A 13,253-nucleotide genomic window follows, 5' to 3' on the forward strand; every position below is an offset into this window, starting at 1 on the left:
ATCTGTTGGCTTAAGCTTAATATTTGAACAAAGTTGCCAAGTTTGGTAATCTTAAGTTAATAACTTTAGGAATATCCAAATGTTAAAAATGAAAGGGTTTTTCTAAAGAAAAAATCATTATACATATTTAGGAGGAGTTATTCATGGCATTCGAATTACCGCAACTACCTTATGCTTACGACGCTCTAGAACCACATATCGACAAGGAAACAATGAACATTCACCACTCAAAGCATCACAACACTTACGTAACCAACTTGAATAATGCTTTAGCTGGAAATGAAGAATTGCTGTCAAAGTCAGTTGAAGAAGTAATTGCTAATCTTGATGCAGTACCAGAAGCAGCTCGCACTGCAGTACGTAACAATGGTGGAGGTCACGCTAACCATACATTGTTCTGGCAAATCTTATCTCCAAATGGTGGTGGAGAGCCTACTGGTGATCTTCTAGCTGCAATTAATGCAAAGTTTGGAAATCTTGATAGCTTTAAAGAGGAATTCGCAAAGGCTGCTACAACTCGTTTTGGTTCTGGTTGGGCTTGGCTTGCGGTAAATAACGGAGAACTAGAAGTGACAAGCACACCAAATCAAGACTCTCCATTAATGGAAGGGAAAACGCCAATCCTTGGTCTTGATGTGTGGGAGCATGCTTACTACTTAAAATTCCAAAACCGTCGTCCAGACTACATCAATACTTTCTGGAACGTTGTAAATTGGGATGAAGTTGCAAAGAGATATACTGAAGCGAAATAAGTAACAACTAACGACGTGGATCATTCCACGTCGTTTTTGTTTATTTTGTACATAATTAAGGTGAGCTTGTTGAAAACTACCCTTAGATATGAAGGGGAGTTTCTATACATGAGTAAAGTTAAAAAATTAATTGGTGACATCGATCTGACAAAGGATTTGCTTTTGCTTTTGTTAATCGGAGGTCTGTATTCCTTAAGTGTTGCTTTATCCAATACATTTGTAAATATTTATTTATGGAAACAATCCGGTGATTTTAAAGATTTAGCTATTTATAACCTCTCAGTTGTTGTTCTCCAACCTTTAACATTTATCCTAGCAGGCAGATGGGCTAAAAAGATTGACCGAGTAATCGTTTTACGTATCGGAGTCATTTTTTTAGCCATTTTCTACCTAACCGTTTTAACAATAGGAACCAATGCTTCGCAATTTTTAGTTGTGTTAGGAGGATTACTAGGAATTGGTTATGGTTTTTACTGGCTGGCCTTTAATGTGCTGACCTTTGAAGTTACGGAGCCAGAAACAAGAGATTTCTTTAATGGCTTTTTGGGAATTCTGTCTTCTGTTGGAGGAATGATCGGTCCTATTGCAGCTGGAACTGTGATATCAAAACTTGAGAAATTCACTGGGTATTCTGTTATCTTTGCTACATCCTTAGGGTTATTTTCTGTTGCGGTTATTTTAAGTTTCTTCTTAAAGAGAAGGCCTGCGAATGGAAGATACATGTTTCTAAGGATTTTACAAGAGAGAAAAAACAACTTTAATTGGAGGCAAATTACAAACGCACATTTTGTCCAAGGAATGAGAGAAGGAACGTTTGTCTTTGTCATTTCGGTCTTTGTATTTATTACGACTGGAAGCGAAATGGCACTTGGTACCTTTGGATTAGTGAATTCTGGTATTGCTTTTATTGGGTACTACTTTGCTTCACGGTGGATTAAAAAACAACATCGAAAAAAAGCCATTCTTCTCGGTGGTATCCTATTGTATTTAGCTATTTTGTTATTAGTATTTAACCTCACTTATACAAAGCTTTTAATTTACGCTTCCATTATTGCTATTGCATACCCGATGCTGTTGGTTCCATATTTATCGATGACTTACGATGTTATCGGTAAAGGCTGGAATGCTGCAGAAATGAGAATTGAATATATAGTGGTCAGAGAAATTTTTCTGAATTCGGGAAGAATAGTCTCAATTCTTATCTTTTTAATGGCTGTATCATTTTTTGATCCAAAGGCAAGTATCCCAATCCTTTTATTATTGATCGGATCAGGTCATAGTCTAATTTATTTTTTTATTAGGAAAATTGAATTTCATTGATCCTAACGCCTCTCCTAAAATTGAATTTTGGGAGAGGTGCTGAAATGAGGTGAAGACATGCATCAGCAGGAAAAGAAGAAAAAAAAGAAGAGAAAGCAGCTACCTGTTCGGTTAAATATGCTGTTTTTTTTCGTGTTTTTGCTCTTTTCCATTCTTGTCCTTCGTCTTGGCTTTATCCAAATTGTCTATGGAGAAGATTATCGTAGGGAGATAGAAAGAACCGAGGATGTTACTATCAATCATCCGGTTCCAAGAGGTCGTATGTACGATAGAAACTTTAGAATGATAGTGGACAATGCCCCTCAAAAGGCAATCGCTTATATTAACCAGGGACATGGACCTAAAGAAATGTTACAGGTTGCAGAGAGATTGGCTTCAATTATTACAATGGATTATAGCAGGATTTCCGATCGAGACAAAAAAGAGTATTGGATGATGCGTTTCCCTGATGAAGCAGAAAACAAGTTGCAGGAAAAAGAAAGGAAAACATTAAAAAAAGGACTAACCAACCAGGAGTGGAACAAAAAGATTTACCAAATAACGCTAGAACGTATAACGCAAAGTGATATCGAACAATTCAAAGAACATGATTTAGAGATTATATCCATATGGAAGGAATTAAGAAACAGTACGGAATTTACTCCTCAAGTGATAAAAAATAAAGATGTCTCTGATAAAGAGTTTGCAGAAGTAAGTGAGAGCCTGCAATCCTTACCTGGTATAGAAACGATAACTGATTGGGAGAGAGTGTATAAGTTTAACAATACGTTAAAAACAGTACTTGGAAAAGTGACTGACACAAAGGAAGGAATACCAAGAGATCATCTGGATTATTATGTTGCAAGAGAGTATAACCGTAACGACCGGGTTGGAAAAAGTTATATTGAATATCAGTACGAGGACGTCCTTAGCGGACAAAAATCAAAGATTAAGAAGGTCACAAACAAATCTGGAGAAATTATTGAGTCACAAACTATTTCTGAAGGTGAGCAAGGGAATGATCTTATATTAAGTATCGATATGGAATTGCAACTAGCCGTCGAAAAAATAATTGAAGACGTTCTTATGAAAACGAAGGCAAACAACAAGGATACCGAGTTTTTAGACCGAGCATTTGTCGTCTTAATGGATCCTCGTACAGGGGAAGTTTTAACGATGGCTGGAAAGTTATTGGTGCAAAATGATGATGGGAACTATGAATTAGAAGATTTTTCATTAGGAAATATTACTACTTCCTATAATGTCGGTTCGACTGTAAAAGGTGCAACAATTTTGACAGGTTATCAACGGGGAGTATTAAAGCCTAGAACCGTACTAGTTGATGCCCCTATGAAAATTAAAGGAACTCCTGTGAAGAAATCATGGCAGAATTTTGGTCCGATAGATGATGTATACGCCTTAAGAAGATCTTCTAATGTGTACATGTTTCATACCGCAATAAAGATTGGAAAAGGTCATTATGCATACGATAAACCATTAATTTTAGAACCAAATACCTTTCATATTGTTCGAGATTCCTTCGGTCAATTTGGTCTTGGAACTAGAACTGGAATTGATCTTCCCAATGAAACTATCGGGTATAAGGGGACAAGCTCAAAACCCGGATTTTTATTGGATTTAGTGATCGGGCAATATGATACATATACACCCATGCAGCTTGCACAGTATGTAAGTACAATCGCCAATGGAGGAAATCGGCTACAGCCAAGAATGGTAAAGGAGATAAGGCAAACGAACCTCCAAAATATACATGCTCCTGGGACACTCGTGCGGGAAATTAAGCCAAAAATACTTAATCGAATTGATGTTAATGAGTCGAATATGAAGAGGGTTCAAGAGGGCTTTCGCCAAGTCATGCAGCATCCGTTAGGAACGGCCTATAAAGAATTTAAGGATGCTGGCTATTCACCAGCTGGAAAAACGGGAACCGCACAGGCTTTTTATGATGGGCCATCAAGACATTTATATAAAGAGCCGCCTGCAGTGATGAATTTGAGCTTAGTGGCGTATGCACCTTCCAACAATCCAGAGATTTCGATGGCTATTGTTGTCCCGTGGGTATATACAGGGGAAAAAGGACCTTCTCCTAATTTGGAAATGGGGAAAAAAGTACTGGATGCATACTTTCGCTTAAAGAAAACAAGGTAGTACTTTGCCCAAATTCCGACACGTTCACACACATTTCTACTTAATTTACAAAACCTTTACAAACGGTTAAAACCCCTTTAACAGTTCAGTATTAATGTATTACTTGTAGGACACAATAAAACAACCTTTATTTCTTAGGAGGAATTACCGAATGAAAAATCTCAAGAAACTCAGCCTACTTCTAATGCTTGCAGCTGTTATGTCCATTATTGCTGCTTGTGGTGGCGGGGAAGAAGCTACTGAAGAAGGTACAGAAGGTACTAACGAAACAGCTGAATTAGAAGGATCTGTAGTAATTGATGGTTCTGGTACAGTTTATCCGTTCATGGTTGAAATGGCTGAACAATATATGACAAATGCTCAAGAAAATGTTTCAGTTGAAGTTGGACGTGCTGGTACATCCGCTGGATTCAAGAAGTTCTTAGTTGAAGATGGAACAGATTTCAACGATGCTTCTCGTCACATCAAGGAAGAAGAAACTGCGACTGCTGAAGAATTAGGGATTGAAGTTCAAGAAATGAAAGTTGCTTTAGACGGATTAACTTTTGTAATTAATAGCGACAATGACTGGGCTGAAGAGCTCACTCAAGATGAAGTAAAACAAATTTTCTTAGGTGAAAAGAAAAACTGGTCAGATATTCGCCCAGATTTTCCGAATGAGCCGATCGTAACGATGGGACCTAATGAAAACCACGGTACGTATGAGTTCTTCTGGGAATCAATTCTTGAAGAGCAAGACTTAGTAGAAGGTGTAAACCTTCAGCAAGATTATTCAACCCTTGTTGACTTAGTTTCTAAAGACAAGAATGCTATTGCTTTCTTCGGATACGGGTATTATGAAAACAACAAAGATAAATTAAAAGCTGTTAAAGTAGACTTTGGTAACGGTGCGGTTGAGCCTACTTTAGAAACAATTGGTGAAGGTGAAGAATTTGCATATTCTCCATTCACACGTCCGGTATTCACATACTTAAACGTAAATATGGCAAAAGAAAAGCCACAAGTATTAGATTATGCAATCTATACAATGGAGAATGCTCAAGAAGTTGCTAAAAATACTGGTTTCGCTCCTTTAACTGACGAGGAAGTGGAATCAGCAATCAGCACTCTCGAAGGCTTAAAATAATAAAAAAGGTATTCAGATACTAATCTGGATTACTAAGAAGATGAGAGGGGTTCGTTCTCATCTTCTTAGCTGTTTAATATTAGAATAAAATGAATCATTCTTTGCATGATAAGGATGATAGGGTTTGGATGAAAGGGGTTTTATCCTTGGGAAAAGATGTAACAAGGGATTCAAATACGTTAAGTGTTCGAGAGATGATTGAGAAAAACAAGCGTTCTGTTAGTACGGCAAGTGTTTTAGAGGGGTTAATGCCTAAAATACTACTTACAATTGCTATTATTTCTATTTTAACAACTATAGGTATTGTACTAACCTTATTAACAGAAACAATCGCGTTTTTTAGAGAGGTCTCCTTTGTAGAGTTTTTTACAGGCACAGTCTTAAAGCCGCTTGGTGAAAGTGCACAGTTTGGTGTTTTACCATTACTAACTGCGACCATCATATCTTCTGCTATAGCTATGTTAGTAGCGATTCCTATTGGACTAATGACAGCTGTCTATTTAAGTGAGTATGCGTCGGAGAGAGTGAGAAAATTACTAAAACCAATGTTAGAAATACTTGCAGGTATTCCAACGATTGTATATGGTTTCTTTGCTTTTACATTTGTGACTCCCCTATTAACAAAGCTTATACCTACACTTGAGCCTACCAATATCCTCAGTCCGGGTATAGTTATGGGGATTATGATTATTCCAATGGTTGCTTCTCTTTCGGAAGACGCAATGAGCTCCGTACCTAATGCAATGAGGGAAGGAGCGTTAGGATTAGGGTCGACAAAGTTTGAAGTAACTTGGAAGGTAGTCGTTCCCGCTGCTATATCTGGAATTGTTGCTTCATTTGTTCTCGGAATTTCCCGTGCAATTGGTGAAACGATGATCGTAACAATAGCAAGTGGAAGTAACAAAGTCTTCACATTTGATATTACCCAATCCATGCAAACGATGACTGCATATATAGTAGAAGTTACAGGAGGAGATGCTCCTGCAGGTTCCACGCTTTATTACAGTCTTTACGCAGTGGCAATGACTTTATTTGTTTTTACACTAGTCATGAATTTAATTGCCCAGTATATCTCTCGTAAGTTTAGGGAGGAATATTAAGATGAAATACGTTGATACAAATCAAGTTCAAAAAAAGATGACATCACGTTTACTTACTAATCGTATAGCAAAAACATTGTTTCTTTTAGCTACCTTATTTGGAATTCTTGTTTTAGTTGTACTAATTTATCGTGTAGTTGCACAGAGCCTTGGCTGGATTGATTTTGATTTCTTAAATAACAGACTCTCTACCAACGCTGAGAGAGCCGGTATTAAGGGAGCAATCATGGGTACCTTGTGGCTAATGCTAGTGGTCGCACCAGTAACATTAATCCTAGGAGTAGGTACTGCCATTTATTTAGAAGAATATGCAAAAAAGGGTCGTTTACAAGCCTTTATACAAATGAATATATCTAATCTTGCCGGAGTTCCTTCTATCGTTTTTGGAATTTTGGGTTTAACAATCTTTGTAAGAGGATTAAATTTAGGAGCAGTAGTTTTAGCCGGAGGCTTTACCATGGCTCTATTGGTTCTTCCTGTAGTAGTCGTGGCAAGTCAAGAAGCCATCCGTGCGGTTCCACAGTTCTTAAGGGAAGCTTCTTATGGAATGGGAGCGACGAAATGGCAAACGATTAAAAACGTAGTTTTACCTGCTGCACTACCAGGGATTTTAACTGGAGTTATTTTAGCATTATCCCGTGCAATTGGTGAAACAGCACCACTTGTAGTAATTGGTATTCCAGCATTTATTATTCCACTACCTGAAGGACTTTTAGATAAATTTACGGTCATGCCACTGCAAATTTATTACTGGACTATTGATTCAGCTTTAGTAGATGAATATGCAAACCTAGCGGCTGCAACAATTGTTGTTCTATTATTGGTTTTATTCATAATGAACTCAATAGCGGTGTTAATAAGAAACAAATTTCAAAGAAGATTTTAATTGGGTGGAGGGGTTTTACGATGGTCGTTTCAACATATAGTGAAAATAAAACAGCGGAAGAATCTAGTGATAATATGAGTGTAAACAAAGAAAGCAAGAAAAGCCTTGCTTATCAAACGAAGGATTTGAACCTTTGGTACGGCACAGATCATGCATTAAAAAACATTAATCTTGATATAAATGAGAGGGAAGTAACAGCTATCATTGGTCCTTCAGGATGTGGGAAGTCAACATTTATCAAAACGTTAAATCGAATGGTTGAACTGATTCCAGTAGTGAAAATTTCTGGAGATATCATGTATCGTGAAAGAAGTATACTAGATAAAGCATATAAAGTGGAAGATTTACGAACAAATGTAGGAATGGTTTTCCAAAAACCAAATCCATTCCCAAAATCCATTTATGAAAATATTGCATATGGACCTAAAATTCATGGAATTCGCAATAAAAAAGTACTTGATGAGATCGTTGAAAAGAGTTTGCGCGGTGCGGCAATTTGGGATGAAGTAAAGGATCGTTTGAATGAGAATGCGTACGGTCTCTCAGGTGGTCAGCAACAACGTCTTTGTATTGCACGCTGTTTAGCCATCGAGCCAGATGTTATTTTAATGGATGAACCAACGTCAGCCCTTGACCCAATTTCAACTCTTAAAGTAGAGCAACTGGTTCAAGAGCTTAAAAAGGAATATAGTATTATAATTGTTACACATAATATGCAGCAAGCTGCACGTATTTCGGATAAAACGGCATTTTTCTTAAATGGAGAAGTAATTGAATTTGACGATACGAATAAAATATTCTCAACTCCTTCTGATCAACGTACAGAAGACTATATTACTGGTCGCTTCGGATAATATAAACAAAACAAACGATTTGATTGTTAACAATACCAATCGGAGATGAAAGGAAGACAAATATGGTTGTACGTGAAAAATTTCATTTTGATCTTAAGGAACTTCAGAATAAGTTGATGGAACTTGGTGAATTCGCTGATCATGCATTAAGCGAAGCAATTAAAGCATTAGAAACTAAGAACGTGGAACTCGCTTTAGAAATTATGGAGAATGATACGAGAGCAGATGTCTTGTATGAAGAAATTAACGACTTTGCTATTCTTTTAATTGCAAAGCAACAGCCTGTGGCGATTGACTTACGTCGAATTATTGTTGCCATTAAAATTGCAACAGATATCGAGCGAATAGCCGATTTTGCCGTAAACGTTGCTAAATCAGCTATTCGAATTGGTAGTGAGGAACATGTTAAGCCGATTGTTCGTATTAGAGAAATGTATGAGGCTACCTCTAAAATGTTGAAGCTTTCGTTAGAATCCTTCATCGAAGAAGATGTGCAAAAAGCAAAACAAGTGGCGGATATGGATGATGAGGTTGATCATTTATACGGTCAAACGATACAGGAACTATTAAGAATTAATCAGGAAAAGCCAGAATTTTTGGCGCAAATTACACAACTATCGTTTACTTGCCGTTACTTAGAAAGAGCAGCGGACCATGTGACCAATATTGCTGAACACACGTTTTATCTTGTTAAAGGTAGACACTATGATTTAAATGAGTAATATAAAAAGCTGAAGAGATTATCTTCAGCTTTTTGTTATGATCTTTGCAAGTTGTTCGTAGGTCATATCGCTTTTTACGACAAACTCACCTAGTTGTACTTTCGTATGATAACCTGTATTGATTAAATATTGCTCGAATTCAAAAGCATCAGTGATGATTCCTGCGTCCTTTAAAAGTGTGGCAATTTCACTTGATTGCATACCACTAATAATGTTAAGTTTGTATTCCTTAACAGCTTCTGCAGGTTGTTCTTCTTCTTTTGCTGTCTCTTCTTTCGTGGTATCTGTTTGTTCAGTCACTTTTGTTTCTTCTTCAGTTGGTGTTGCTTCAGTGTCTTTTGCCTTTGCTTCTAACTCTGCATATACTTTTTCATCAACTACTTTATATCCCTTATCTTCTACTTGAGCAATTAACTCTTCATTGCTTAATTTTGCTGCTGCTCCATTGTCTCCAGAAAAATAATAATAGGACCCAAATATACAAGTGGATAAGAGGAGACCAAAAGCAAATGCTCTTAGGTGAATCTTATTCATATGTTTCTCCCCTCATAGAAAATTCATTTAAAATAATCTCAACATCCTCGATAGGAAGAGAAGATTGCTTCGCGATTTGTTCAATGGAGAGACCTTGTTGGGATAATGACCAAACTTGATTCTTTAATATTGCATGAACTTCTCTTTTTTGAGAAGCGGTACCAGAGAAGTCTGAATCGGGTACTAGAAGTTCCTCTTCAAGAATCTTTATTTTTCTCTTCATTTGGTATAGCTCTTGAATTTGGTTTAGGGATAACTGATCGATTTCGCTCTTAAGCTCTTTCATCGGATCCTTAACAAAAAAGGATAGGACGAAGAGAAGGATTGATACAACCAATAAACTTAATAACACATATTCCATTTCTTTCACCTCTTAAAAATCAATAAAAACATTGTATCACTATATACGACAATTTTCGAATCAAAGTAAGAAGATAAGAGGGTTTTGTCGAGGGAAATGAGAAAAAAAGGTCGAAATGACTAGTTTTACTTACAAGACTTGTAAATTTAAAAAATAAATCTTCCTATAAAGTCGGTGTGACGGGGATAAGCAGATTACGACAAAATGTGTTTATTGTGAGAGGAACCTATCAATGCTACGATGAAACTAACAAATAGGTATTTTTATTGAAAGAAAACATATACTGTTAATTTCTTAATTCTTGAGGTGCATAATGACGATTGTTTCCAATACATTGGCTAGTACAAAGGAAAAGGACGGGATACACACTCAATTTATTGCTAAAGACAAGCTTTTCGTATGTTGGTATATATCACCGCTAAAATTAGACGTTATACAACGCTTTTTTAAAGATTCTATAAAAGATCAGATGGTGAGAGTGTATGACGTGTCCAAACAATTACGTGATAATGAGGTAACTTCACCTTACTTAGATATAAGAGTTCCCCAACAACAAAACTATTGGACGTTAAAAGGACTAAAGGAAAACAAAGTATATTTACTAGAATTAGGGTTTTTACTAGAAGATCAATACTTCCCCGTTCATCGGTCTGAGTGTATTCAAATAGAACGAACAGATTTCATTGTAAAACCAAAAACACTGGTAAGAAATTCACGAGGCTGGAATGAATATGTAAGTACATACAGCTTCTATGAAAATGTAAAGGAAAGTGAGTGGGAACGTGAACAATAAGAAAATTCTTATGCTTTCATGGGAGTACCCTCCTAATGTTGTTGGAGGCTTGTCCAGACATGTGGAAGGATTAGCTAAAGCTTTAACCTCAATTGGCTATCAGATCCATATCATAACGACTTGGATTGAGGAGCTTCCTATGTATGAAAGAATAGGAAATATAGAAATTTTCAGGGTAGTTCCTTTAAATGAGGGAGAACCTAGTTTTATTCGTTGGGTGGGTGGTTTAAACTTATCAATTATTCATCAAGCAATGGAGCTTATGGAAGAACATGAATATGCTTTGATTCATGCTCATGATTGGCTCGTAGGTGCTGCTGCGGTGACATTAAAAGAGAAACGACAATTACCATTAGTTACTACGATTCATGCTACTGAACATGGTAGAAACGAAGGCATATATACAGAAATGCAAAAGAAGATTTATGAACAAGAGAAAGAGCTCATTCATTATTCAGATAAAGTGATTATTTGCAGCACATCTATGCAAGAAGAAGTACTTCACATTTTTGAAATAGAGCCCCATAAAATTGTCATGATTCCCAATGGAATAGATACAAGCATTGCCAACATTATTTATAGTAAGGAAGTATTGGATAAATTCCCAATCCATCAAGAGAAAAAAATGGTGTTTTCAATTGGTAGGATGGTAAAGGAAAAAGGTTTCCATACTCTCATTGAGGCAGCGAAAGAAATGGAAAGAAGACGACCTGATGTTTACTTCATGATTGCTGGGAAAGGTCCGATGCTCCAAGAGTTCAGACATCGAGTGGAGATGATCGGGCTAAAAAATATATATTTTATTGGTTTTGTTACAGATGCGGAGAGAGAAGCCCTTTTTAAGCAATGTTATTTTGCTGTATTTCCAAGTTTGTATGAGCCGTTTGGGATCGTTGCGCTAGAAGCTATGGCCTATTCGAAACCAACAATTGTATCAAATGTTGGAGGTCTAAAGAGTATTATCCATCATTTGCACACGGGTTTATTAATGAGCAGCAATGACCCAAAGAGTTTTATTGAGCAGGCAACGATTCTTTTAGACAATGAAGAACTTGCTATTCAACTAGGTGAGAGTGGGAAAAGAATGGTTGAGGCTATGTATAGCTGGAAAAGAATTGCGGAGGATACACACCGAGTTTTTGAAGAAACAGTTTTGCAGATTAGGTTATAACTAAGTTCGCACAAACAAAGGAAGTAGGGGAGAGATAAGAATGAAGGGCGTGATTTTGGCTGGTGGGAAAGGGTCCCGGATGTCGCCACTTACATTGTTAACTCCAAAACCTCTCGTACCCATTATGAATATTCCTGTAATTGATCTTTGTATCTCATGGTTAAAATCACAGGGAGTAACTGAAATAGCCATAACAATCCATCATCTAGCTACGAAAATACAAAAACATTGTGGTGACGGGAGCAAATATGGAGTAAAGCTTGTTTATTTTTATGAGACAAACCCAATGGGGACTGCAGGTGGTCTTCAAGCTTTAAAGGAGTTTATTGATGGAACATTTATTGTGATCTCTTCAGATGTGGTTAATCAATTTGATCTTCAAAAGGCTGTTACATTCCATTTTGAGTCAAGAAGTGACCTTACAGTAGTAACAACTTCGATGGCACACCCAGAGCATTATGGGATAGTCATTAAGGATAAGGAAGGAAAAGTTCGTTGCTTTTTAGAAAAGCCACCAGAGCACTTAATCTTTAGTGATCAAATTAATACAGGAATTTATATTATTGAACCGTCCATATTAAACTATATTCCAAGCGACCGTCCATTCGATTTTAGCCATGATTTATTTCCTCTATTACTGAAGAAGAATGTTGCTCTTTACAGCTTTAGTTTGGAAGGCTATTGGATTGATATTGGTCAGATTCATACATACCACCAAGTTCATCGAGATTACTTGTCACCCTCCTTGGGATGGGAAGAAAAAAAAGGATACAAGGAGATTAAAAAGAGTGTGTGGGTTGGTCCGAACTGCGAGATTGATCCGTTGTGTAACATTGAAGGTCCGGTTCTTATTGGTGAAGGTTCTCGACTTGAATCAAATACGGTCATCGGTGCCAATACGGTCATCGGTAAAAATTGTGTAATTGAGAGTGACTGTTTTATAAAAGATTCTATCTTATGGGACGGAGTTCAAGTTAAAAAGGATTCTCACATTGTAAATTGTGTCATTGCTTCATTTGTTGTGGTTGAAGAGGGAGCAAATATGGTAGATAATATGATGGTTTTTGGTAAGAAAGAGATACAGAGTAAAATAATAAATAGACATGTCATTTCCCAGCCTAACGATTTTTTTGAAAATGGTTCCACCAATGAGCATGAAGACCATCCGGGTAGTGAATACAGCATGGAGAAACTGGAAACCAAAATACCATTTGATGCAATAGTGACTGTAACAAAAATTCATTGCCCATCAAACTTAAAAAGTAAAATGGTTAGAATACTTATCGAGAGTATGCTTGAAAAGACGAAGGATATTAACATTAAAGAAGGAATCCAGCTCCACTTGAGTGATCATCGTTGGGTATATATTTTTCCGTTCGAAATGGAAGAGTATATTACCATCTATACACATGCGGAGAGTATTGAAGTTGCTAGAGCAATGTCCTATGAATGCCGTAACCAAATAACGATCTATCAAGGGGTGTAA

Annotated in this window: 13 protein-coding genes; 11 read left to right on the forward strand and 2 right to left on the reverse strand. The window is 36.8% G+C overall.

From position 1 onward, the window contains the following. The first annotated feature begins 143 nt into the window (after positions 1-143). The 8 genes from ACVBAX_RS01505 (at position 144) to phoU (ending at position 8,908) form a co-directional block, all read left to right on the forward strand. Entirely contained in the window at positions 144-752 is a 609-nt protein-coding gene (locus tag ACVBAX_RS01505) for a superoxide dismutase (protein ID WP_430774858.1), read from the forward strand. 108 nt (positions 753-860) lie between these two features. Continuing rightward, on the forward strand, positions 861-2,072 hold the full coding sequence (locus ACVBAX_RS01510; protein ID WP_447115611.1) for an MFS transporter: 1,212 nt from the start codon (positions 861-863) through the stop codon (positions 2,070-2,072). Positions 2,073-2,129: 57 nt separating this feature from the next. Continuing rightward, positions 2,130-4,220 (forward strand): peptidoglycan D,D-transpeptidase FtsI family protein, encoded by a 2,091-nt coding sequence (locus tag ACVBAX_RS01515; protein ID WP_447115612.1) that lies wholly within the window; start codon positions 2,130-2,132, stop codon positions 4,218-4,220. 151 nt (positions 4,221-4,371) lie between these two features. Next, on the forward strand, positions 4,372-5,346 hold the full coding sequence (locus ACVBAX_RS01520) for a PstS family phosphate ABC transporter substrate-binding protein (protein ID WP_447115613.1): 975 nt from the start codon (positions 4,372-4,374) through the stop codon (positions 5,344-5,346). Positions 5,347-5,474: 128 nt separating this feature from the next. Continuing rightward, a complete protein-coding gene (pstC, locus tag ACVBAX_RS01525) occupies positions 5,475-6,446 on the forward strand; it encodes a phosphate ABC transporter permease subunit PstC (RefSeq protein ID WP_447115614.1) in 972 nt (323 codons plus the stop codon). A gap of 1 nt (position 6,447) precedes the next feature. After that, positions 6,448-7,332: a phosphate ABC transporter permease PstA gene (gene pstA, locus ACVBAX_RS01530; RefSeq protein ID WP_447115615.1), complete on the forward strand. Its 885-nt coding sequence runs from the start codon at positions 6,448-6,450 to the stop codon at positions 7,330-7,332. 74 nt (positions 7,333-7,406) lie between these two features. Next, complete coding sequence (gene pstB, locus ACVBAX_RS01535) at positions 7,407-8,186, forward strand: phosphate ABC transporter ATP-binding protein PstB (protein WP_447116015.1); 780 nt, start codon at positions 7,407-7,409, stop codon at positions 8,184-8,186. A 62-nt stretch (positions 8,187-8,248) separates the two neighbouring features. Next, positions 8,249-8,908, forward strand: a complete 660-nt coding sequence (gene phoU / locus ACVBAX_RS01540) for a phosphate signaling complex protein PhoU (RefSeq protein WP_447115616.1) — start codon at positions 8,249-8,251, stop codon at positions 8,906-8,908. Positions 8,909-8,932: 24 nt separating this feature from the next. On the opposite strand, the gene ACVBAX_RS01545 is transcribed toward phoU, so the two are convergent. Then, entirely contained in the window at positions 8,933-9,442 is a 510-nt protein-coding gene (locus ACVBAX_RS01545) for a hypothetical protein (protein WP_447115617.1), read from the reverse strand. Then, positions 9,435-9,803 (reverse strand): hypothetical protein, encoded by a 369-nt coding sequence (locus tag ACVBAX_RS01550; protein ID WP_447115618.1) that lies wholly within the window; start codon positions 9,801-9,803, stop codon positions 9,435-9,437. The genes ACVBAX_RS01545 and ACVBAX_RS01550 overlap by 8 nt, the downstream gene beginning before the upstream one ends. 313 nt (positions 9,804-10,116) lie before the next feature. Between ACVBAX_RS01550 and ACVBAX_RS01555 the strand changes: the two genes are divergently transcribed. Genes ACVBAX_RS01555 through ACVBAX_RS01565 form a run of 3 tightly spaced genes read left to right on the forward strand, consistent with a single transcriptional unit; the run spans position 10,117 to position 13,253 of the window. Continuing rightward, positions 10,117-10,596, forward strand: a complete 480-nt coding sequence (locus ACVBAX_RS01555) for a DUF4912 domain-containing protein (RefSeq protein ID WP_447115619.1) — start codon at positions 10,117-10,119, stop codon at positions 10,594-10,596. Further along, positions 10,586-11,767 (forward strand): glycosyltransferase family 4 protein, encoded by a 1,182-nt coding sequence (locus tag ACVBAX_RS01560; protein ID WP_447115620.1) that lies wholly within the window; start codon positions 10,586-10,588, stop codon positions 11,765-11,767. The genes ACVBAX_RS01555 and ACVBAX_RS01560 overlap by 11 nt, the downstream gene beginning before the upstream one ends. 40 nt (positions 11,768-11,807) lie before the next feature. Further along, positions 11,808-13,253, forward strand: a complete 1,446-nt coding sequence (locus ACVBAX_RS01565) for a sugar phosphate nucleotidyltransferase (protein ID WP_447115621.1) — start codon at positions 11,808-11,810, stop codon at positions 13,251-13,253.

It is taken from the genome of Robertmurraya sp. GLU-23, from assembly GCF_052983275.1.

Excerpts from the sequence above, each read along its gene's own strand:
- ACVBAX_RS01505 (WP_430774858.1), top strand. The coding sequence starts at position 144 with ATGGCATTCGAATTACCGCAACTACCTTATGCTTACGACGCTCTAGAA.
- ACVBAX_RS01510 (WP_447115611.1), top strand. The coding sequence starts at position 861 with ATGAGTAAAGTTAAAAAATTAATTGGTGACATCGATCTGACAAAGGAT.
- ACVBAX_RS01515 (WP_447115612.1), top strand. The coding sequence starts at position 2,130 with ATGCATCAGCAGGAAAAGAAGAAAAAAAAGAAGAGAAAGCAGCTACCT.
- ACVBAX_RS01520 (WP_447115613.1), top strand. The coding sequence starts at position 4,372 with ATGAAAAATCTCAAGAAACTCAGCCTACTTCTAATGCTTGCAGCTGTT.
- pstC (WP_447115614.1), top strand. The coding sequence starts at position 5,475 with ATGAAAGGGGTTTTATCCTTGGGAAAAGATGTAACAAGGGATTCAAAT.
- pstA (WP_447115615.1), top strand. The coding sequence starts at position 6,448 with ATGAAATACGTTGATACAAATCAAGTTCAAAAAAAGATGACATCACGT.
- pstB (WP_447116015.1), top strand. The coding sequence starts at position 7,407 with ATGAGTGTAAACAAAGAAAGCAAGAAAAGCCTTGCTTATCAAACGAAG.
- phoU (WP_447115616.1), top strand. The coding sequence starts at position 8,249 with ATGGTTGTACGTGAAAAATTTCATTTTGATCTTAAGGAACTTCAGAAT.
- ACVBAX_RS01545 (WP_447115617.1), bottom strand. The coding sequence starts at position 9,442 with ATGAATAAGATTCACCTAAGAGCATTTGCTTTTGGTCTCCTCTTATCC.
- ACVBAX_RS01550 (WP_447115618.1), bottom strand. The coding sequence starts at position 9,803 with ATGGAATATGTGTTATTAAGTTTATTGGTTGTATCAATCCTTCTCTTC.
- ACVBAX_RS01555 (WP_447115619.1), top strand. The coding sequence starts at position 10,117 with ATGACGATTGTTTCCAATACATTGGCTAGTACAAAGGAAAAGGACGGG.
- ACVBAX_RS01565 (WP_447115621.1), top strand. The coding sequence starts at position 11,808 with ATGAAGGGCGTGATTTTGGCTGGTGGGAAAGGGTCCCGGATGTCGCCA.